23 protein-coding genes are annotated in these 20,733 nt (G+C 34.1%); 6 read left to right on the top strand and 17 right to left on the bottom strand.

What is annotated here, in order from left to right; genetic code table 11:
- Positions 1-698, top strand: a 698-nt coding sequence (locus A33S_RS11875; RefSeq protein WP_009384620.1) for a DUF1958 domain-containing protein, incomplete at its 5' end; no start/stop codon positions are given.
- Between the two features lie 195 nt (positions 699-893).
- On the opposite strand, the gene A33S_RS11870 is transcribed toward A33S_RS11875, so the two are convergent.
- Both A33S_RS11870 and A33S_RS0110185 read right to left on the bottom strand, forming a co-directional pair.
- Complete coding sequence (locus A33S_RS11870; protein ID WP_017176820.1) at positions 894-1,889, bottom strand: glycosyltransferase family 2 protein; 996 nt, start codon at positions 1,887-1,889, stop codon at positions 894-896.
- Entirely contained in the window at positions 1,886-2,956 is a 1,071-nt protein-coding gene (locus A33S_RS0110185) for a CDP-glycerol glycerophosphotransferase family protein (RefSeq protein ID WP_009384622.1), read from the bottom strand. Before A33S_RS0110185 ends, A33S_RS11870 begins: the two co-directional genes overlap by 4 nt.
- 838 nt (positions 2,957-3,794) lie before the next feature.
- Between A33S_RS0110185 and A33S_RS0110180 the strand changes: the two genes are divergently transcribed.
- Positions 3,795-4,535, top strand: a complete 741-nt coding sequence (locus tag A33S_RS0110180; RefSeq protein WP_017176819.1) for a M50 family metallopeptidase — start codon at positions 3,795-3,797, stop codon at positions 4,533-4,535.
- Positions 4,536-4,621: 86 nt separating this feature from the next.
- On the top strand, positions 4,622-5,107 hold the full coding sequence (locus A33S_RS0110175) for a GNAT family N-acetyltransferase (protein WP_009384624.1): 486 nt from the start codon (positions 4,622-4,624) through the stop codon (positions 5,105-5,107).
- 126 nt (positions 5,108-5,233) lie between these two features.
- Here the strand turns inward: A33S_RS0110175 and A33S_RS0110170 are convergent, their stop codons facing one another.
- The gene (locus A33S_RS0110170; protein WP_026049006.1) at positions 5,234-5,785 is read right to left on the bottom strand and encodes a tyrosine-type recombinase/integrase; all 552 of its coding nucleotides are present in this window, start codon (positions 5,783-5,785) and stop codon (positions 5,234-5,236) included.
- A gap of 133 nt (positions 5,786-5,918) precedes the next feature.
- Between A33S_RS0110170 and sroA the strand changes: the two genes are divergently transcribed.
- Positions 5,919-6,125, top strand: coding sequence for a sigS mRNA-stabilizing protein SroA (gene sroA / locus A33S_RS0110165; RefSeq protein ID WP_009384626.1), 207 nt, complete (start codon positions 5,919-5,921; stop codon positions 6,123-6,125).
- A gap of 13 nt (positions 6,126-6,138) precedes the next feature.
- Entirely contained in the window at positions 6,139-6,351 is a 213-nt protein-coding gene (locus A33S_RS0110160) for a DUF2922 domain-containing protein (RefSeq protein WP_009384627.1), read from the top strand.
- Positions 6,352-6,505: 154 nt separating this feature from the next.
- Here the strand turns inward: A33S_RS0110160 and A33S_RS0110155 are convergent, their stop codons facing one another.
- A complete protein-coding gene (locus A33S_RS0110155; protein WP_392450057.1) occupies positions 6,506-6,745 on the bottom strand; it encodes a hypothetical protein in 240 nt (79 codons plus the stop codon).
- A 1,102-nt stretch (positions 6,746-7,847) separates the two neighbouring features.
- Here A33S_RS0110155 and sarA point away from each other — a divergent pair.
- On the top strand, positions 7,848-8,213 hold the full coding sequence (gene sarA / locus A33S_RS0110150) for a global transcriptional regulator SarA (protein ID WP_009384629.1): 366 nt from the start codon (positions 7,848-7,850) through the stop codon (positions 8,211-8,213).
- 54 nt (positions 8,214-8,267) lie between these two features.
- Here sarA and A33S_RS0110145 read toward each other — a convergent pair whose 3' ends face one another.
- The 13 genes from A33S_RS0110145 to A33S_RS0110085 form a co-directional block, all read right to left on the bottom strand.
- Positions 8,268-9,047, bottom strand: a complete 780-nt coding sequence (locus tag A33S_RS0110145; RefSeq protein WP_009384630.1) for an alpha/beta fold hydrolase — start codon at positions 9,045-9,047, stop codon at positions 8,268-8,270.
- A gap of 269 nt (positions 9,048-9,316) precedes the next feature.
- Positions 9,317-10,030, bottom strand: a complete 714-nt coding sequence (locus A33S_RS0110140; RefSeq protein ID WP_009384632.1) for a hypothetical protein — start codon at positions 10,028-10,030, stop codon at positions 9,317-9,319.
- Between the two features lie 274 nt (positions 10,031-10,304).
- Positions 10,305-10,808 carry an SA0570 family protein gene (locus A33S_RS0110135; protein WP_009384633.1) on the bottom strand — a complete coding sequence of 168 codons (504 nt, stop codon included), beginning with the start codon at positions 10,806-10,808 and terminating at the stop codon, positions 10,305-10,307.
- Between the two features lie 107 nt (positions 10,809-10,915).
- Positions 10,916-11,701 carry an alpha/beta fold hydrolase gene (locus A33S_RS0110130; protein WP_009384634.1) on the bottom strand — a complete coding sequence of 262 codons (786 nt, stop codon included), beginning with the start codon at positions 11,699-11,701 and terminating at the stop codon, positions 10,916-10,918.
- Positions 11,688-12,398 (bottom strand): HAD family hydrolase, encoded by a 711-nt coding sequence (locus tag A33S_RS0110125; protein WP_009384635.1) that lies wholly within the window; start codon positions 12,396-12,398, stop codon positions 11,688-11,690. Before A33S_RS0110125 ends, A33S_RS0110130 begins: the two co-directional genes overlap by 14 nt.
- 46 nt (positions 12,399-12,444) lie before the next feature.
- Positions 12,445-13,386: a FecCD family ABC transporter permease gene (locus A33S_RS0110120; protein WP_009384636.1), complete on the bottom strand. Its 942-nt coding sequence runs from the start codon at positions 13,384-13,386 to the stop codon at positions 12,445-12,447.
- 104 nt (positions 13,387-13,490) lie between these two features.
- Positions 13,491-14,369 (bottom strand): ABC transporter substrate-binding protein, encoded by an 879-nt coding sequence (locus A33S_RS0110115; protein ID WP_009384638.1) that lies wholly within the window; start codon positions 14,367-14,369, stop codon positions 13,491-13,493.
- A 170-nt stretch (positions 14,370-14,539) separates the two neighbouring features.
- Complete coding sequence (gene argS, locus A33S_RS0110110) at positions 14,540-16,198, bottom strand: arginine--tRNA ligase (protein WP_009384640.1); 1,659 nt, start codon at positions 16,196-16,198, stop codon at positions 14,540-14,542.
- Positions 16,199-16,200: 2 nt separating this feature from the next.
- Positions 16,201-16,611 carry a YwiB family protein gene (locus A33S_RS0110105; RefSeq protein ID WP_009384641.1) on the bottom strand — a complete coding sequence of 137 codons (411 nt, stop codon included), beginning with the start codon at positions 16,609-16,611 and terminating at the stop codon, positions 16,201-16,203.
- 165 nt (positions 16,612-16,776) lie between these two features.
- Entirely contained in the window at positions 16,777-17,286 is a 510-nt protein-coding gene (locus A33S_RS0110100; RefSeq protein WP_009384646.1) for a YwhD family protein, read from the bottom strand.
- A 62-nt stretch (positions 17,287-17,348) separates the two neighbouring features.
- Positions 17,349-18,674 carry an HD domain-containing protein gene (locus A33S_RS0110095; protein WP_193765461.1) on the bottom strand — a complete coding sequence of 442 codons (1,326 nt, stop codon included), beginning with the start codon at positions 18,672-18,674 and terminating at the stop codon, positions 17,349-17,351.
- A 1-nt stretch (position 18,675) separates the two neighbouring features.
- Complete coding sequence (locus A33S_RS0110090; RefSeq protein ID WP_009384652.1) at positions 18,676-19,152, bottom strand: GNAT family N-acetyltransferase; 477 nt, start codon at positions 19,150-19,152, stop codon at positions 18,676-18,678.
- 343 nt (positions 19,153-19,495) lie between these two features.
- Positions 19,496-20,689, bottom strand: a complete 1,194-nt coding sequence (locus tag A33S_RS0110085; RefSeq protein WP_009384656.1) for an amidohydrolase — start codon at positions 20,687-20,689, stop codon at positions 19,496-19,498.
- Positions 20,690-20,733: the final 44 nt, after the last annotated feature.

The raw sequence follows: 20,733 nt of genomic DNA, 5'->3' as shown, positions 1-20,733 counted from the left end.
ATGAAGAATATGCGACAACAACGGCGAAAGACTATGCAATACTCGCACAAAGAGCCGTATCAGATACACCTAAAATTATTGATTTTACGAAACAAGTCGCACCTACTCAACACGGTGTAACGTACTACACATATAACCACTCTCTTGAAGGGGGTAACATGAGTTTAGAAGGAACGGATGGACTTAAAACAGGTTCAAGCGATGTAGCTGATTATAACCACGCTATTACAACGAAACGTGACGGCTTACGTATTTATCAAATTATTCTTGGTGCTGGCGATTATGAATATCTAGGCGGCGAAAAAGAACGTAATAAAATCGGTAATAGCTTAATGAACAATGCCTTCAATCAATACAAACGCATTAAAATCTTCTCAGAAGGCGTTCATACGATTAACGACAAAAAATATTATGTATCTCAAGATTTTTATGACATTCTTCCTGTTAACATGACTAAAAAGGATGTTAAATATGTCATCGAAGACGATCGTCTACATATCGATTACGAGCGTACTTTTATTTCAGATGCATACGGCCCACCTACAGTTAAACTTGAACAACCAATTATTAAGGCATCTAAGACACGTGTTTTAAGTTTATGGGAGTCACACCCAATTCTAACAATTGCTTTAGGAACAGGTATTATAATCGTTTTAGCCGTTATATTAAAATGGCTTTTCAAGCGTGTGCGTAAATAGATGTCATCGCTAAAATAGCGAGTGTGTCATTTGTAGACATTTAATATTAAATAAACCACGAACTAGGATTTAATGAAGCGTCCAAAGTTCGTGGTTTTTGTGTATATTAATGATGGTTTATCTTTATGGTAATGAATTAAATCTTTAACGAAACGCTTAAACCAACTTAAGTGTCTTTTCGGAAATTGAGAAGCTTTAGAAATTGAACCAAGATTTACGCTTAATACCAACGTTCATTAAAGCAGAATGCCATTTCTCATAGTTAGATTTGGTCCAATCCATACTCTCATTCTCAGTGATATCAATAATGTGATAAAGCGCATCTGCACTGTACGAGAATGCTTGCATCTCCTGGATATATTCAATGATACGATCTAGAATTTCAAGTGTAATCATTGGGTCGTATTTCAATCTGACATCAATGATGTGCCCTACAATCATGTCATCCAAGCGATAGCTATAATATTCACATAAGTTACGCTCGCCTAGAAGTGTCATAATACGTTGTCTGGAACGCATGATATCTTTCATATAAATATCAAATAACTTCGCTTGTTCGGTTGTAATATTCGAACACAAACGAATGTTAGAACCGTAAACCATCTGGTCGTATAAACGTATTTTACGCGCTTTAACATAAGTGCGAATGGTAAAACCGTGGTCATCCGTAAACGAGATATCTTCATCAAACTTGGCAGAAGCAAGATGAGCGCGATATAGTTTTGCGCCTGGTCCCATCGATTGCATGATGTCTTTGCAAGTTGATAGCGTCACAACATCGTTTTTACGAATCACATCATGTTCATCTATGAATTCCCACTCTCGTGTCGCTTCTTGGCGTCCGACTTGCCCAATAACAATATCGACATCTTGATCTGCTTCCATAATCTCTACCATCTTATCGATTTGCCCTTCGAAAAATCGATCTTCAGGACGTAAGAACATAAACATATCCCCAGTCATTTGGGATAACCCATAGTTACGTGCAGCAGATATGCCTCTATGTTCTGTTGAGAAGATTTTGAGACGTGCATCGTTTTTAGCAAGCTGATGCAAGAGTTGAATCGATTGGTCTGTAGAGCCATCATTCACACAAATAATTTCGACGTCGTGCTTGGTATCTACAGAATGAATAGCTGAAGCGATGGATTTAAACGAATTATATATGGGTAAGATTACTGAAATTTTCATACTTTCACCAACTTCTCAGTGTAATTAACTAACTGATTTAAGCTTTCCTTAGTATTGTATCGGTGCCATTCTTTAAATAACGGTTTAATATTGCCTTTTTTAATACGCGCTAATAATGCTTCTTCAGACGTCACTTTATAGTCATCAGGGATGTCGTGATAATAGAATACGTTAAGTCCATGCTCTTTCTCATATTCCTTTTCATCATAAACATAGAATAATACAGGTTTATCAATAATACTTGCTTCTATCGCTACAGAATCATAGTCTGTAATAATTAAATCTGCCAACTGGATTAGTTCGTATTGACTTAAAGCGCTTGTTGCTTCTGTTTGATCAGGATAAATCAGCGTGTAATCGGGAAGTTGGCTTTCAAAGTGTGATAAATTGATTTGGTTGGTTTGTTTATGTGGACGCTCAGTCGGTAGATAAACGGCTACTTGATTTGTAATACCTAATTGTGACTTAAGTTCCTTTTGTCGCTCAGATGCATCTTCTTCATAATATTTAACTGTTCGGGGGAGACCGAAATCTAGAATATGGCTATATGTTGCATCAAATGCGTTAGCGAAACATATCCCCATCTTACAACCGCCAACTAAATATTTATCAGTTGCATGATAAACCTTCTCATATTGCTTCATTTGATGTCGATCACGCTTATCAAGTTTGTGATGGTCTTTACCAAAATCTTTAAGCGCGCCAACTTCATGCCAAGTTTGAATGACTGTTTGTCCCTTCTTCTTATCAATCGCGCCTATGAGTTCGTAGTAAGTGTCTACGAAGATAACTTTGGCTTTAGAACACGCATGAACTTGTTTAATTAAATAGGACTGAGAAATAGGAATGCATGTCACATGCTCATAACGTTCTAGTTGTGAGAAGTAAGCTGGATCTGTGATAACGGTAATGTTGAAACGACGTTTATTAAATGCTTCGATTATAGGCATTAAGTCGTCTCGATACGTCATCATCACTACGATATCATTTGCACTTACATGATTTTGACCCCATACAAAGTTAATAGAACGTATCAATACATTGTTTAAGTTTTGACTCTTTACCAAAATGATACTCACCACCATTACATTGATATTTGAAAATTCAAAAAAACACACCAAAAAGCATGGGACCCCATTTGTACCATGCTAAGATAGAATATCAATTTGTAATAACTGTAGTTCATAATAGTGAGTTTATTCCCGAATTAATAAAAACCCATCGATTTCGCTATGTTATCTCCCAACGTTTGACTCCCACATCAAACACATAACATAAGCTGAAATAAAGTTAATAACATTTAGAAATATTATCATTTAACTCATGATTACCCTTGCATGAGCACTTTGAAACTATTGAATGATAATTCCCACACATTCTAAAAGTTAGATATTTGATAGGTGAAGTCCATAAAACGACTTGCTTTTTAAATAGCCTTACTTTAGAACACCGACAATCCTGAGTGACGTTCAAAGAATTCTTTAAATCCTTCACCTTTATCTTCGCAAGTCTTCGTCATATAATCAAGCTTATTTACAAAATAAGTTATAAATAATGATTGATTTTAATCTAGAAATCATAAACATTAAATTACAACATACTAACTTTACAATATATTTATAATATTAACAACACGTTTACATCAATTACTCTAAAATTTTTATCTTAAGCACAATTAAACGCATGGCAACAAGTATTCAACCCTATTTAAATCACACATGATTGTATATCTGATTAAATAAAAACTAACAGAGATTTAAGCGTTTTCACATATTAATTTAGAATTTTAGTTAAAATATTGTAAAGAAATGTCAGTATTAACTGGTGCTTAAATACATCTGAAGTCGCTTTCATAAACGTTATATTTAAACTATAATTGAGCTATTATTTTAAAGAGGGTTGCCTATGACATTAGAAAATCTACAAACTATAAAAATCATATTAAATCCATACTTGATAACTCTGATAATAATCGGTTATATCGCTATACATTATTACCGAGGACATCGAATTTTCAGTTTAATCGAAATCATACTCAACTTTATCCCTGTTCTCATACATGAGTTTGGGCATGTCTTAATGAATTCAATAACATTTGGTAAGCCGAAGGACCTTGTTGTCGTGGTAAGACCGAAGGAGCGACGACTAACTTCTCGCCAAGGATATGCTGTCACGACCTCCTCTAATGTTCTTACTCAAGTCATTACAACACTTGGCGGTTATATCATGCCGTCTATGATGCTTATACTCGGCATATTCTTAGCTATAAAAGACTATAGCGTAGTTTATATAATTTCTTTTTTATGTATATTTATATATTATTTAGTCATTACATCCCGAAAACTTGTACCTTTAAGTATTACTATTTTATTAATAATAGTGATCTACCAATCATTTAAATATAATGTTTATCAAGATTTTCAATTAGTCATGTTTATCATCTATCATTATTTAATAGGGACACTAGCGGGGGAAGTCATACTTTCCTCAATTCGTATCGTTCGTTTTACTTTTTCAAGATCAAATGGAAATTGGGATGGCTACCAGCTTAAATTAGCTACGCACATTCCAACAATTTGTTTTAGTATTATATGGTTGACAATAAATTGTTTTGCAATGTATTATACATTTGTAAATTTATGGTAATTTGACACTTTTAATAAAATATGTCATCATGCCTTATCGAATAATTTTTTGATATAAACGTATTAAACATAGAAAGGTAAAGGCTTATGATAACGATTAGACGTGCGCAAATTTCTGACTTACCTTATATGACTAAAGTTTATAACCAAGCGATTAAGCACGATATTGTTCGGAACGCTAAACGACAAGTTTCGATTGACCATCGAACAAAATGGTTCTTATCCCATAATCAACAAACGCCTGTGTTTATGATTCTATTGGATAACGTTCAAGTAGGCTATATGTGTATCGAACCTTACGTTAATAGCAATAATCCCGATCTGAGTGAACTTCAAATATTTTTAGAACATATCTACAAAGGTATGGGTATCGGTTATGATGCCTTAAATCTATTAATTCACGAAGCCTTTCGAATTGGCTACCAAACCTTAGTTGTTCGTATTAAAGACAATAATTACTCAGCTCAGAACATGCTTCAAAAGTTAAATTTTATGAAACTAAAAGCTGTACCTGATTTAGACGGAACGCATTCCTCTACCACACATTTAGAAACATGGTTACTTAAGCGATAACCCCCCTCTTTTAAAAGGCATTTAAGACTACTGAGTGCATGAACGCTTAAAGTTCACTATTAGAGTGCATATCAAAACATATCTAAAAAGACCAAGGCCTCTGTATCCGAGTGCTTTGGTCTTTTATTATAAATTTAAAGCAATTGTCGTGGTCTTTTTAAATGGATTAATACATATAAACTTAATTGTTTCATTAGGTGTCTGATGTCCTAAATATTTTTGGATAATGGCAATAGATATACCTGATTTATAAGCATGATAAGCGAAAGTTTTACGCAAAGTCGTGATGCCTACACGTTCTAGGCCGAGCTCTTTTGCTGGTTTAGAAATGATTCGGTATGCCTGTTGTCTCGAAAGTCCTTTCTTTGTACGTTTGGATTGAAATAGCAATGACGCTTCTGTCATGTGATGATCCTCAACAAACGCTTTAAGTTCATGTCTTAACGTTTGAGGTAATTGAATACGAATATGTGATGCATGTGATTCGTACCATTCTGGCACTACCTCATCATTTGAATCTAATATATCAGCTACAGTTAAGTTTAATAGATGCGTAAGCTTTAATCCTGTATGTATCGCAAATTTAAAGAACAAGTAATCTCTAGTTGATATGCGCTTCAGAACTTCATACATTTTTAAAATATCTTCTTGCTTACGGATAGGTTCTAGTTGCTTCAAACCATTCATCCCTTTCTTTACCATTCTTATTAATCATAATCGATGTGATGAAAACTTCAAAACAAAAAGATATAGATGGCTTTGCACTTTTTTGACGCTTTCAACGATATATAACGTGAAAGGAGGTTAAAACATGAACAATATCAAATCATTAACATTAGTCCTCACTCAATTTACCGTTACTGAAGATGGTAAAACATCAAAAGCACAACGTCGTTTCGCGAACCTTAGCACTAAAGCTACAAACGAAGATATTAAAGCATTCGTAGCAATCATTTCAGATCTAACTCAAGAAAAGTATGATCAAGTCGAAGTCATCAAATCTGAAACTATTTTATAAAGGAGGTAACCCTATGTCACAAACTTTAGAATTCATCTTCAAGAATCAATTAGAAAAACCTGTTAAGTTCCAAATAACAAAACTTAACGCTACTGTCACTAAAGAACAAGCGAAAAGCGCAATGGAAGCTTTTATTCAATTGAACATTTTAGAACCTAAGAGTGGTAAACCTACACAAGTTTCTTCAGCTCAAATCGTAGACAAAAACATTCATGTTTTATTCTAATTATTAAAAAGCGCGTATCAAAAGTCTTTAGTGACTTTTGATACGCGCTTAAGTATGTTTAACGATCATTTACTACTTATTCTATCTATTTATATGTAAAAAGAGTTACGTCTAACGACATTAACCCTTCAATATCTACAATTATACAAGAATTTTATATATTTACAGCTTGATAATCAACGGTTCTAGGAACCACAGTGTCCCCAAAATAAACCTTCTCTTCTCCAATTCTCTTACATATTGCATATTGATCAAAAATTTCAATGATCTGTCCTAAATTTTTACTAGAACGATTTGAACTTAGTACTTCGACAAATTGTAGTTGTTGTAAACGTGATGAACGTCCTGCACCAATAAAAAATTTCTCATCGTCTAGGACTCGTATAATCTTCATATTCGTCAATCAATTCCACCACTCAATCTAATTATATTCGTCCATTAAACATTTCAACACTCAACAAAATTACTATTATATATTTTTAAGAATTTCTATGTGGAAAGTTGTTTTAATACATCTATTTTGAACTATGTATTACCTTATCATGATTTAATTGACTTTTCATCAATTTTTACAAAACTTTAATATTTATACACAAATAAACTTAAAACAAACACTATTACGCACATTACTACTCTTTTTAGATAATTAGTTGCGAAATTCATTATAAATAATAAATATAATTCGCGTTCTCTAATTCTAAATCTGCAATTTAGCCCAGCAAATAACTTCGTTATTTCCATTATTTACTAATTGAAAAATATACTAAAATTTTGAATTACTATATCTTTTTTACAATTGTAACTTAATTGTAAAATAAAAGAACTTATTTTAGCTATTTTATAGTGATTAGACATCATTAAAACATAACGATTTTAATTATAAAATATCCTTTAACCCCCGATTTTAATTCATTTTTAGGGGGTTTTTTTATTTTTTAAATCGTGTACTAATTTATTGCTATTTATGAATAGTGTTATTTTACACAACTTTTCTATAATATTTCAATTCATTAATATCATTTTAAAATCAACAATCATGTATAGACAAGAACAAAACGTCATATTATAATTAAAGCGCTATATGGAGCACTTCACCCTATAAAAGCTTAACCTCGTGATATGTATTCATTTAGCTTAGCTTTAGTGTAATAAAGCCACTATATTTAAAGGTTATACGAAATTTTGGAATTGATTAAACGTACATACAAATTCCTGTTTTATAACATAATTAAATCCATATTGTGGTTTTGTTCATATAAACAATTTTGTTTAACATTATTTTGTTTTTATAACACTTTTTAGTTTACATTCCAAAATTATTTAGTTATACTTAAGAAAATAATTGTGATGTTAATATATTTCTCTCAAATAAAATCATATCCAATTATTGATGGCGCTTTTACTTGATAAAAGTGTTATCGTATTGCTTTAAAGTTACGAATTCAAATTTTAAATTTTGAAATATTAATGTATGGGGATAACAAGGAGGAGCATAAATGGCTATTAAAAAAATCAATGATTGTTTCGAATTATTGGCCATGGTAACGTATGCAGATCGCTTAAAAAGCGTTATCAAGAAAGATTATTCTATTAGTTTTGAGGAATTTGCTGTATTAACACATATTAGTGAACGTAATGATGAAGAGTATTACTTAAAAGATATTATTAATCACTTAAACTACAAACAACCTCAAGTAGTTAAAGCTGTTAAAAATCTTTCAGCTGACGGTTATTTCGATAAACGTCGTAACGAGCAAGATGAACGTACAGTTTTAATTTTAGTTAACAAAAAACAACGCGAAAAAATTGATGAGTTACTTGGACGCATTAATAAAAGCATTAAAGAAACTGAAATGAAATAATAGATAAATAAGGGAGATAAGACATGACGTCGTATCTCCCTTTTTGCGTCTTTTCTATGCTAAGATACTTGTGAAATTCTTATACACATTTATGAAGTTGTCTTGTTCTTCAATATGTGGCGCATGTCCTGATAGTTCAAACGTCTGACATCTTGCATTAGGTAATAACGTTTTGAGATTATCAAAGTTATGATCACCTATATAAGGGTCATGCCTACCATTAATCATAAAAATTGGAACCGTAGATAATGCTTCGAAGTTAGGCTTGTAGTTAAGCAATGCTCTCATCGCAATCGCATTATCATCTTCTCTTTGTTGAAAATAAATTTTTTGTTCTTGGTACCAAGTTTTTGTTTTTTCTAAATTCTTATATATATATGGAAAAAGAATTATTTTTGCTTCTAATTTACTAAATCCTGCGATTTCCTCTCTATGCTGACTAATCAATTTGCAGAAACTTTCAACCTGCTCGTTAATCTTGCTCGAAATTAATGTTAGTGTAATCACCTGATTACTATATTGGTTCGCAAATTCTAAACCAATTAATCCACCCATGTCATGACCAATAATATGAGCTGTTTTTATATCTAATTGATCCATTAATTCTTTTAAGTCTCGAACATGATCTTGGAAATCATAATCACGTGGTTTTGAAGATTTTCCATGGCCCCTAACGTCATACGTTATAACTTGGAAGTATTTGCTAAGCTGTTGTTTCGTGTCATTCATAGCTGCCATATTACCACCTAGATCATGTATCATGATTAGAGGTATACCTTTGCCAGTTGATTCAAAAGCAATTGAGTGTTGATCACTCGTAGTCATCTTATTCATCATGGCACCTCCTTTTACATTCCAAATTTACCCTTGGAATGTCGGCCTTAAGCTCGAAAATTAATTTTTTAATCACGTATAATTTTTATAATATATAAAATGTTAAAATAAGGAAATAATAAAAAGTGTCATAAGTGATGTGCATATATTATAAAAGTCGAATTGATATGAAGCCAAATTAATTTCAAGATAATAAAAAAGTTAGCAATGCAGTCTTAGGGGTATTTTGTTTTACCCTTTTTAGAGTGATTGCTAACGTCTTTTAAGGCTTATCGATGCCTTCTAGATAATTGAATTGTATAGTAAATGATAATTACGAGTAGTAAAATCCAGATAATTAGAGATGCAAGTTGTGCTAAGAATTGATTGTGAATAAATATATCAAGTGTCTTTTGACAAAGGAGCAAGCCGATACAAGCGTACTCCAAACGAATGCGATACAAACTCACGAGTGTCATGATCAAACCAAGTACAAATAGGGCTTGGTGAAAGAACGGCGTAACGGTAAAGACACCTAAATTGATATTAAAAGCACTTAAAGCGATGATGACGATTGCTAATACGGAGAGCGCAGTACCGATTTGGGCTTCTAAGCGATTCCGATATAAATAATTTTTAATTAATATACGATAATACACCATTGTCGATAACGGAAAAATCAGGAATATGTATATCAATGTTAAACCGTTTGTCGCGCCGAACAACACGAGATGCTTATCATAAACATACGAGATGAGAATTAAATTAAATATGAGATATGCAATATGACTAAACTGTAGAACGTTTAGGTTACGCGTAATGTTCACAATGATTTCAGCAACGGTTTGCTTACGATAATCAATATAATCAACATCATGGCGTTCGGAACGTTTAAAGTCCTTTTTAAGTTGAGTTTTAACATCATCTATGAGATTTGGTGCATATTCTTTATGATTTAAATAATCTTCTACATTTTCTAAAAGGACTTTATCATTTGGTCGCATACCCTACCTCCTTTACAAACGACTATTTAGGCGCACGACCTATGTATGATGTTCAACTCGAATTTAATACATAAGTTGAACGAAGAAATAAGTGAGACTTCCTTGCTCAAAATTAAGATTGCCAGGAGATAGCCTCCTGATTTAGCTATTAAGTCAACCTAAATCGGTTACTTCTTAAATTTAAACCTTGTATGCTAAATAACGCTTTTAAGCACAAAAGAGTAAGACATCTACGTGTCCTACTCTCTTAAGGTAATGACGTATCAAATTAGAATTACTTACTAATATCAATTCTGTATAACTTTAACTCTTTATCATCAGGTGAAGGTGTTGTGAATTGTAAGTTCATGTTACCTTTTTTAACGTAGCCAAAGTTACCTGTTTGGTTATTAAAGAACTCTTGTTTAAAAGCAAGTGGCCCTAGTTCCTCTGTAACTTGGTCGATCGTAGCACCATCCATATTGTTATAGCTCATTGAGATTGCTTGTACGTTACCTTTATTCTTAACACCGTCAGCTGTCACGATTAATAAGCCTTCTTTAGTGTTAAATTCATAGAAATGTTTCTTACCGTTTGGTTGATATGAATAAACAGGTGTGCCATATTGTTTAATTACGTTTTGAATAGGTTCACCTAATTTAACGTCTTCTAGTGTTTGAGTGCCTTTATCTAACTGTTCGATTGTACTTAAGTCATTTGAACTTGCTTCAGCAGTACCATAGTTCATACCTGTCATCATTAATCCAGTTACCATAACTGCGCCAATTAGCTTTTTCATAAGTACTCTCTCCTAACGAAATTATCTGTAATCTTTCTATAGTTTCATTATACAATAAATATTACTGAAATAACAGAAATATTACATATAAATTACAAATCTAAAAGTTACGAATTGTTTTGAATGAATTTACGAACAATTTTAAAGAAGCGATCTTTCTCCTCAACAAATGGAAATACACCTGATTTATTGAAGATCTCCATCGACGCATTTGGCATTAAATCTTTAACTTTTTGTGAGTCCACACTTGAAATACGTTCATTGTATTTACCAGAAATGATTAACGTTGGGGCCTGTACTTTAGCATAATACTCTGAATTATGATGATTTAAGAATGAATGCTCAACAGCTTGTCTTTCATAATCTGTTAAAAGCGTTGCAGAATCGCTAACTGATTTCATGAACTTTCTTACTTTGCGTCTCGCATAGTATAAATGTTTTTCTAAGAACTTTGTTTGTTCCGTTGTATCCCAAGTACGTATTTTCTCAGCATATTTTCTAAATAAGCGCTCTTGTGGCAGGATATCATGCGTATCAGTCGGATTAATAAGTACTAAATCCTTAATACGATCTGGATATTTCGTCGCTAGCTCTACAGCCATAAAACTACCCAATTCATGCGCAATGATTGTAGTTTGATTAATATAAAGACTATCCATGATTTGAATAATATCATCTGCGTAGTCATGGAAATCGATTTTCATTGGTTTATCTGAAAAGCCATGACCTCTTAAATCAATTTGAATCACTTGATAACGATATGATAATCGATACGCTAACTCATCAAATACTGTTGAATTTGAAAAAATTGAATGAATGAATACGATTGGTTTACCTTCGCCCATAGATTTAATTTTTAGAGCTGTATTATCTTGTGTTCTATAAAGATCCATTTCGATCACCTTCTCTTTTAATTGATAGTATATCGAGTAATTCTTCAAGCGTTGTAATTCTAAAATCCATTTCTTCTGGTAACGGTTCTATTTCTGACTCTTCGTCATCAAACCACACACTTACCATTCCCATTGCGCGTGCTGGTGCAACATCATTTAGTGGGTCATCACCTACATACATCACTTCATCAGGTGCTACATCTAATTTATCAAGAATGTCCTCAAAAATTTTCGGATGTGGTTTACGGTAACCTACAACTTCTGAGGTTGATAAATAATTGATATAGTCTTCAATACCTAAAGCATATAAACGATAATGTTTAATCTGACGTTTACCATTAGCAATGACACCTGTGAAATAATGATGCTTTCTCAGTTTGTCGAGCGTATATGCTGTATCATAGTACGGGAAGACGTAACGGTAAAAGTGCATTTCAAAATCGTTAAATAAGTCTTTCCAAGTTAATCGGTCTACATTAAAACGTCGTAACATTTCTTTATATAATTCGGGTTTATCATGGTCTTCATCGTCATCTAACTCAATGAAGTAGTTTTTAAAGTCTTTAGCTTGAACGTGAACGAGATAGTCATGAAATCGTTCATATTGTTCTTCAATAAACTTCTCTCGTGATTTTTTACGATCTAAAAGGGTTCCTTCTAAATCAAATATGACGGCTTTTATATTTTCTAAATTCACATCATCAACCTCTTTATCTGGACATAAATCATAATTAAGCGCTTCTTTATCTCAAGGGCTTTTGTTGTAGTAATAAATAGAATAATACAGGTATACCGATTAGTGATAGTATAATGCTTGCTGGGATATTGATATCACCGAATACATATCCACCTATAAAGTCGGCTATTAGCATGATAACGCCACCTATAAGCACGTTGAGCGCTATTTGAACGCCGAGTGGTACACGGTATAGATATCGTACAAGTTGAGGCACGATCATACCAATGAATCCGATAATACCGACTTGTGCAATGATGACACTTGATAAAATTGACGCAATCAATAGTGTACCGTGCGTTATGTATGAGACCTTCATGCCTAGCGATGTTTGCTTAAGCGTGTCGACTTGTAGCAACTTTAGATTTGGTAATAACATGACAACGATGAAAAGCGTCACAATGAGCATGATACAGACATACAACACTTCTTTATATTCCGCCGAACCAAAGCTACCAAACATATAATTCATTAAACTGTTTAATTTATTTTGATTAAATTGAATGAGTACATACAAAAATGCGTTAAACAAGGCGCCGATCATGACACCCGTTATAATTAATGTTTCAGTTCGACGATATCGACTGATGAGTAATGACATACTTAAGACTAACGCTAGGCTAAGCAAGCTAAATACAATCGAGAATAAGGATATCAAAATATAACTCGCCCCTAGAATGACTGCGAGGCCTGAGCCAAACGTCGCGCCGCTCGCTAAACCTAGTGTAAAACTATCAGCTAGCGGGTTTCGAAGTATCAATTGAAATAAATGTCCTGCAAGGGTAAGACCCATTCCGCTTAACATCGCAAGTAGTAATCTAGGTAAACGTACTTCTAATAAAATGGTCTTTGAAATCGGTTCATGTAAGTCACCGAGCTGGTAAAAAAGCGTTAATCCGATAAGAATGAGTAGCATTGCACCCCATAATATAAATGTTTTAAATCGCATAAATGTAAATCCTTTATCAATTATCGTCGTTATATCTATTGTAAAAATAAAAAGGACTTATGACAATCAACTTTGCCACAAGCCCGATTAATATCATTACGACTTTATTTACTTTGTTTGTAGATAGCGTCACGTAATGTTTTCAAGCCATCATCAATACGTGGACCCGGTCTTGAAATTTCATCGCCATTAATTGATTTAATTTCCTTGTTCTTAACCGCTTCAACTTTGTCGAAACCACTGCGACTATTGATTAACTTTTGAAAGGCTTGATTAGAGCTGCCTGATGTATTAATGATAATGTCAGGATTACGTTTAATAATCGCTTCCTTATCCGTTTTAACCCAACCTTTTTTATCGTGGAAACTATTTTTAGCATTCAACTTTTGTAGCATATCGTCGAAAAATGTTTGATGCCCTGCCGTATAGATATCAGGTTTAGATGATACTTCGATAAATACGTTTTTGCGCTTTTCATCCTTTGGCACGGATTGAATGACTTTCTTAATGTTACGCTTTGTTTCGTCAATAAGTTGGTTCGCCGCTTTTTCTTTATGCGTGAGACGACCAATGTCTGAGAACGTATCATACATCTCGTTGATCGATGTCGCATCTTTGATGTAAACGACTTTAACCCCTTTTTTATCTAGCGCATCAAGTACTTTAGAACTCGTACCTCTTTGTGATTCATGCGCTAAAATTAAGTCCGGCTTTGCCTTTAATAAAGCTTCTTTGTCCAAATTAAACGCATCAAATTGCTTTTTTTGTTTGACGTCTTTCGGATAGTCGTCTGCTGATGAAACCCCTACAATTTGTTTGTCGAGTCCTAATTCATACAAGATTTCAGTATTACTTGGCATTAGTGAGATAATGCGTTGTTGATGCGCTGTCGCGTTGTCGTTGCCCTTTTCATTTGACTCGCTACACCCTGCCAAAGTGATGCATATGATCATGATGATGACGTAGAATGCTTTTAGTTTCATACTTATCCCCTCTTTAAAAGTACTTTCAAATTAACCTGTGAATTTATCTCATATTATACCTCAAACACCTCATAAAAAAGAAGGACGAAACAAGCCATTTACATAACTGTGTTCCGTCCTTACGCTTAAATCTTAAGTTACTTTGTTAACAAAGCGCTCGATTTCGTGTATTACATTGTTTCTGGCGCTGTAACACCCATTAAATGTAATGCATTACGTAACGTAATTCGAACCGCTTCAACTAAAGCAACATGTGCTTTCGTTTTTTCTAGATCGTCAGTTAGAACCTTCTCAGCATTATAAAATTTATGGAAATGAGAAGCTAAATCTTGAATGTAGTTCGCGACACGATGAGGCGCACGCATTTCTGCAGCACCTTCAATCATCGGTTCAAACTCAGCTACTTTTTTCAGTAAATCGATCGCTTTTTCATTCGTAATAAGGCTAAAGTCTACATCACTTGAAGGTGTAATGTCCTTTTCTTTAGCTTGCTTTAAGATTGAACAAATACGCGCATGACCGTATTGTGCATAGTAAACTGGGTTATCTTGTGATTGTTCCTTCGCTAACTGCATATCGAAATCAAAGTGTGTATCCGCACTACGCATTGCTAAGAAATAACGTGCAGCGTCGATACCAACTTCGTCCATAATTTCTCTAAGCGTAATCGCATTGCCTGTACGTTTACTCATCTTAACTTCTTCGCCATCTTTCATTAAACGAACAAGTTGCATAATTTGAATTTCTAAACGATCACTATCGACACCGAATGTTTCCATAGAAGCTTTTAAGCGATTAATATAACCGTGATGATCCGCACCGAATAAGTCGATTAACGTATCATTACCTCTTTCGATCTTGTCATAGTGATAGGCAATATCTGGAAGGAAGTACGTATAATTGCCATCTTTCTTAATTAATACACGGTCTTTATCATCTTTAAAGTCTGAAGTTCTTAACCATGTCGCACCATCTTCTTCGTACGTATAACCAAGTTCTTTCATTTTATTGAATACTTGAGTAATATCGTCCTTTTCATAAAGTGACGTCTCACTAAACCATGAATCAAAGTGTGTGTTGAAGTCGGCTAAATCTTGCTTAAGCTTATGCATTTCATATTCAACACCAAGTTGTCTAAACGTTTTAAGACGTTCATCTTCAGATAAATCTTTGATCTCAGGGCGCTTTTCGGCAAGATCCTTACCAATTTCAACAATATCTTTACCATGGTAGCCATCTTCAGGTAGCGCTTTATCTTCGCCTAAACTTTTATAGAAACGCGCTTCGATAGAGCGAGCTAAATTCGTAATTTGATTACCAGCATCATTGATATAATATTCACGTGTTACGTCATAACCAGCCGCAATTAACACGTTAGCTAACGTGTCACCTACTGCAGCATTACGCGCATGACCAATGTGTAGATCACCTGTTGGGTTCGCTGAAACATATTCTAATAAGATAGAATGATTCTTAGGTGTTTCAACATGACCGAAGTCGTCCCCTTTTTCAAGCGCTTCAGGTATGATTTGAGTGAGATATTGGTTATCCATATAGAAGTTAATAAAACCAGGTCCCGCAATATCAACATCTTTAACGTTCGCTTTTGACGTATCAAGGTTATCTACGATTGCTTGGGCAATCTCGCGTGGATTACGCTTTGCAATCTTCGTTAAGACCATCGCAATGTTCGTAGCATAGTCACCATTTTTCGTATCTTTAGGAATTTCAACTTTAATTTCTGGAATATCTGATGCTAATTCAGCTTTTTGAATACTCGCTTTAATCTCTTCTATCAACGTTTGTTTAACTTGATCGATTAAATTCATAGTTATATCTCCTTATATTTAATTTCGTATTGATAGCTACCCATGATTTCATTCTCTTGATATAGGTCATAGTTCACTTTAACTTGACCGCCGTGTGCCTCTTGAAAAGTAATAATACTCTTCGTATGCACTGTTAATGGAATGCGTCCAGTTGGTAACTCATAAAATGTAATCGTATCTTCACCTTCAACAAAATGAAGACGCATATTAATGTCACCTTTACGTATAATTTTAACACCATTATCTTCAACTTTAACAGTAACATTCACACGATTTTGTTCCACTGTTTCGACGTAGCGAATAAATTCCGCTTGCTTTTGCTTCCAAACACCTTTCGTTGTCGTGTCGAAACGATCCGTGTCATTACCTTGTTCAACAATTTGATGTGTGTGTATAATTACATTATTATCCAATTTCTGTCATCCTTAACTTTAAAATAATACTCACCATTATAACATATACATCAAGTTACATAATATAGGTTTACGACCTTGTTCATTTCTCCCTTTGAAAAGCCCTTTCAAGAAGAAATAAGAGCCTAAGACTTCATTCAAAAATGTCTCAGACTCTTCTCTATATTATACATTTAAGGCATCTTTAAGTTCTTGCTCAGAATTCTCCCACATCTCTTTATTGTGATTCATTAAGAAGTCGCGAATAATCGCTTTATTTTCATCACCAATATGGTCTATCACGATTTTATGCTTCATAGATTTATCCATCATATTAACGTGTTCAGGCATACTCTTGTATCCACGTCTAATTTTCTTATTAACAAGTAAATAACAAGCTGTTAAACCTGCGTAGTAAGGGCCATTAGCACCACGTTCAGTTGTTACCCAACAAAGCCAATACGCTTTAGCTTCATCGCCTTCAACTGTTTCTTTATCTTTAATCCATTTAACACCTTTCTCGACTTCTGCTCTAGCGTGCATCGCACCAATGTCGATAAAAGCTTCTTTAGATTGCATATCTATAAATACAGGCGCTACGTTATCTAAACTAATAGAACCGATATTCGTACCTTTATGACCATCTAATGGGTCATTTTTAATAATATTAAATTTAAAACCTTTTTGTTCAGCCATCTCTACACCTCCACGAATTCATGTGTATCACAATTTTAGCATACCAATAATGACTTCAAAACTTAATTCAACTCATTTAATAAATTGATAATCGAGCCTTTAATATTTGGATCTTCTATATTTAATATCATCTCTTTTGGATAGTAAAGTTTGTAATCCTCACGATTGATACCCGTAATACTGGATATAATTAACGATTCATGACTAATTTCTCTTATATTTCCATTACGTTTAAGTAGATGAATCGGTTGACGGTTAGAACCTGGTCGATCATAATCATAAGGTAAATCTGAGAACGCATCACTTACGAAATAGTAATTTGAGTCAATACCACCCGCTTCAAATAATTCCTTAAGTTCTGAGATGGTGATAATTGAACCATCGAACGGTAGGTATTTAAATAAATCACGATTTACGAATCGTCTGGATAAGTCACTTAAGATGTCGTCTTCTTCATGAATCCACTGTTGTATATAATACATCACAACTGTTTCATCTAAATTCACGTATTGTTCGATTGTAATAGACTCTTCAAAGAATGGAATAAAATCTTTAGGAAACAATTTGAACTCATAACCATCTAAGTAAAGTTCCTTGGCACGTTTTAAACAATTATTAAGTAGAACCTCTCCACCGCGACTTACGGGATGAAAGTAAATTTGCCAATACATTTGATAACGGCTCATGATAAAGTTTTCGACCGCATGCATACCGCTTTCTTTAATCAGAACTTCGTCTTTAGATGGACGCATTAAACGTAAAATACGTTCCATATCAAACGTACCGTACGACACACCTGTAAAGTATGCATCTCTTTGAAGGTAATCCATACGGTCAGCGTCTATTTGAGAAGAGATCATCGAAATGACAAGTTTATTTTCGTGTGTTTTATTTATCACCTCTGCGACTTCTTTAGGAAAAGATTCTGACACACGACTTAACACAGCGTTGATTTCTGTATCTCCAGTAATGATTTCTTGCGTGAAAATTTCGTGATCCGTATTAAATATCTTTTCAAAGCAGTGCGAAAAAGGACCATGTCCTAAGTCGTGTAAAAGCGCAGCGCATAAAGCTAACGGGCGATCGCGATTGTCCCAAGTGTCATGCCCTACAAACGACTCATCTATCATTCGTCTCACAATTTCATATACGCCTAAGGAATGACCAAAACGGCTATGTTCAGCAGTATGGAACGAAAGATATAACGTCCCCAGTTGCTTAATACGACGTAAACGTTGAAATTCTTTCGTTTTTAATAGATCCCATATTAATTGATCGTTAACGTGAACGTAACGATGAATGGGATCTTTAAATACTTTTTCTTCTGAGAGTTTCTTAAAGGCATACGTATTTTGAGACAATGGTGCGCCTCCTTTTTCATTCAACATTCTATAGTTCCTTTTTAAATAAACCTAGGTTCATCTTCTCGCCATACATCACATGTTCATATTTACGTATAAGTTCAAAGCCTTTACGCTCATAATATTGAACAGCTTCATCGTTCATTATATCTACTTCAAGATAAACCGTGTCATATTGGTCTTTAAAATGCTTAAGACCTTCTTCGAGTAACTTAGTACCTGTACCCTTATGTTGTTTAGCAGGTCTCACGTAGTGCGCAGATAAATAAAGTTCTTTACCGTGGATAAAATTAGCAAAGCCTATGATATCTTCTTCATCTTCTGCAACTAAAAATAATTGATCATCTAAGCGTTTCGTTAAGTGAGTTTCATTATATGAAGCTGCGAGCAATTCATTTACTGTCTTTGCAGCATAAATATTAAGATACGTGTTATACCACGCTTTTGTTGCAACATCTCTAATTCCTACTACATCATTTTTCGTAGCTACTCTAACTTCAATCATGGATTTCTCTCCTCACTATCATTAATTTAACTGATATAACGCTTCCCATTATATCATAGTCTTTTAGTCTCAAACATTTATATGGCACAACATGAATCAATTTGATTTTATATTTAAACTAAATGTTTAAAAGCAGTATGAATATGTATGAATAAAGGTGTGCGGGTCCGGGACATAAGTCGTGAAATAGAGCATTTAAGTTTTATTTTATTCAATTCTCAAAACAGCTGACTCCTAGGGGAATAGCATGAGACCGGAGACTACAGGATCCGGCCATGCCCCAGGAAAGCATGCTGTTTAAGAGAATTGTAGTATTATGTCCCAAACCCAAGACACTTGCCCTTTATTTAGTAAGACGACTTAATAATACATCTGTCACTGATTTAGCCGCTATAATAAATGCATCTTCATTTAGTTTCATTTTAGGGTGATGAAGCGAATACATTTCATCACTATTTTCAGGCATAGCACCTACGACAAAGAAATTACCTTTAAATTGAGTGAGATAATAACTAAAGTCTTCAGAACCAGTAATTTCACCTAAATCCACAATTTCTTTAAAGTATGTGCCTGCAGATTCATTTAGCGTTTCAATAATTTCTTTCGTTTCTTGTTCACTATTATGAAGAACCGGATAATCATATTTATAATCAAGATCAGCTGTAACGCCAAATGACGTTTCAATACCTTCTACAATGCGTTTAATTTCGTTGTAAGCTGTTTCTTTAAGATCTTCATTCATGTAACGCACCGTACCACGAAGTGTTACCTCATCTTGAATCACGTTATAACCGCCTGGTGCATCGAAGGCACTAACTGTTACAACCATAGTTTCTAATGGATCAATACGTCTTGAAACTACTGTTTGTGCTTCCGTAACGAAATAAGCGCCTGCAACTAAAGCATCCTTCGCCTCTTGTGGTAAGGCCGCATGACCACCTTTACCTTTGATCGTTAAATCGAAATTAGATCGACCAGCAAATGTTGGTCCTGAATGGATAAATAATTTCCCTGTTTCAATTTGAGGGAAGTAATGAATACCATATATTTCATCTAAATCATCGATAGCACCTGACGCGATGATATCTCGTGCACCACCAGGTGGTACCTCTTCAGCATGTTGGTGAATGATTTTTACCGTACCTGGAAGTTGTGATTTCATTTCAATTAACGTTTCTGCCACAACCATTAAATAGGCTGTATGTGCGTCATGACCACATGCATGCATCACGCCATCATTTTTAGACTTGAACGGAACGTCTGATGCTTCTTTGATAGGTAAAGCGTCGAAATCAGCACGTAAACCAATCGTCTTACCTGGTTTGTCCCCTTTAATTTCAACTACAAGGCCATGTTGACCATTTAATTCATCATAAATCTTAACGTCTTTATCTTTGTAAAAGTCCTTGATATAAGCACTTGTTTCTTCTTCTTCAAAAGATAATTCAGGGTACTCATGAAGATGACGTCTAATTTCTTTTATTTTATCTTCTTTTTCGTCCAAACGCTTAAATAGTTCTTCTCTTAATTCGCGCATTAAAAAACCCCCTATTTATGCTTCGTATATATAATTATAGAGAA

It is taken from the genome of Staphylococcus massiliensis CCUG 55927 (genome assembly GCF_000298075.1).
Taxonomy (GTDB): domain Bacteria; phylum Bacillota; class Bacilli; order Staphylococcales; family Staphylococcaceae; genus Staphylococcus; species Staphylococcus massiliensis.
This window is presented reverse-complemented; position numbering and strand designations above follow the sequence as displayed.

Bases quoted from the DNA above. Each gene is read 5' to 3' on its own strand.
- A33S_RS11870 (WP_017176820.1), bottom strand. From the start codon at position 1,889: ATGAAAATTTCAGTAATCTTACCCATATATAATTCGTTTAAATCCATC.
- A33S_RS0110180 (WP_017176819.1), top strand. From the start codon at position 3,795: ATGACATTAGAAAATCTACAAACTATAAAAATCATATTAAATCCATAC.
- A33S_RS0110175 (WP_009384624.1), top strand. From the start codon at position 4,622: ATGATAACGATTAGACGTGCGCAAATTTCTGACTTACCTTATATGACT.
- sroA (WP_009384626.1), top strand. From the start codon at position 5,919: ATGAACAATATCAAATCATTAACATTAGTCCTCACTCAATTTACCGTT.
- A33S_RS0110160 (WP_009384627.1), top strand. From the start codon at position 6,139: ATGTCACAAACTTTAGAATTCATCTTCAAGAATCAATTAGAAAAACCT.
- A33S_RS0110155 (WP_392450057.1), bottom strand. From the start codon at position 6,745: ATGAAGATTATACGAGTCCTAGACGATGAGAAATTTTTTATTGGTGCA.
- sarA (WP_009384629.1), top strand. From the start codon at position 7,848: ATGGCTATTAAAAAAATCAATGATTGTTTCGAATTATTGGCCATGGTA.
- A33S_RS0110145 (WP_009384630.1), bottom strand. From the start codon at position 9,047: ATGAATAAGATGACTACGAGTGATCAACACTCAATTGCTTTTGAATCA.
- A33S_RS0110140 (WP_009384632.1), bottom strand. From the start codon at position 10,030: ATGCGACCAAATGATAAAGTCCTTTTAGAAAATGTAGAAGATTATTTA.
- A33S_RS0110135 (WP_009384633.1), bottom strand. From the start codon at position 10,808: ATGAAAAAGCTAATTGGCGCAGTTATGGTAACTGGATTAATGATGACA.
- A33S_RS0110130 (WP_009384634.1), bottom strand. From the start codon at position 11,701: ATGGATCTTTATAGAACACAAGATAATACAGCTCTAAAAATTAAATCT.
- A33S_RS0110120 (WP_009384636.1), bottom strand. From the start codon at position 13,386: ATGCGATTTAAAACATTTATATTATGGGGTGCAATGCTACTCATTCTT.
- A33S_RS0110115 (WP_009384638.1), bottom strand. From the start codon at position 14,369: ATGAAACTAAAAGCATTCTACGTCATCATCATGATCATATGCATCACT.
- argS (WP_009384640.1), bottom strand. From the start codon at position 16,198: ATGAATTTAATCGATCAAGTTAAACAAACGTTGATAGAAGAGATTAAA.
- A33S_RS0110100 (WP_009384646.1), bottom strand. From the start codon at position 17,286: ATGGCTGAACAAAAAGGTTTTAAATTTAATATTATTAAAAATGACCCA.
- A33S_RS0110095 (WP_193765461.1), bottom strand. From the start codon at position 18,674: ATGTTGAATGAAAAAGGAGGCGCACCATTGTCTCAAAATACGTATGCC.
- A33S_RS0110090 (WP_009384652.1), bottom strand. From the start codon at position 19,152: ATGATTGAAGTTAGAGTAGCTACGAAAAATGATGTAGTAGGAATTAGA.
- A33S_RS0110085 (WP_009384656.1), bottom strand. From the start codon at position 20,689: ATGCGCGAATTAAGAGAAGAACTATTTAAGCGTTTGGACGAAAAAGAA.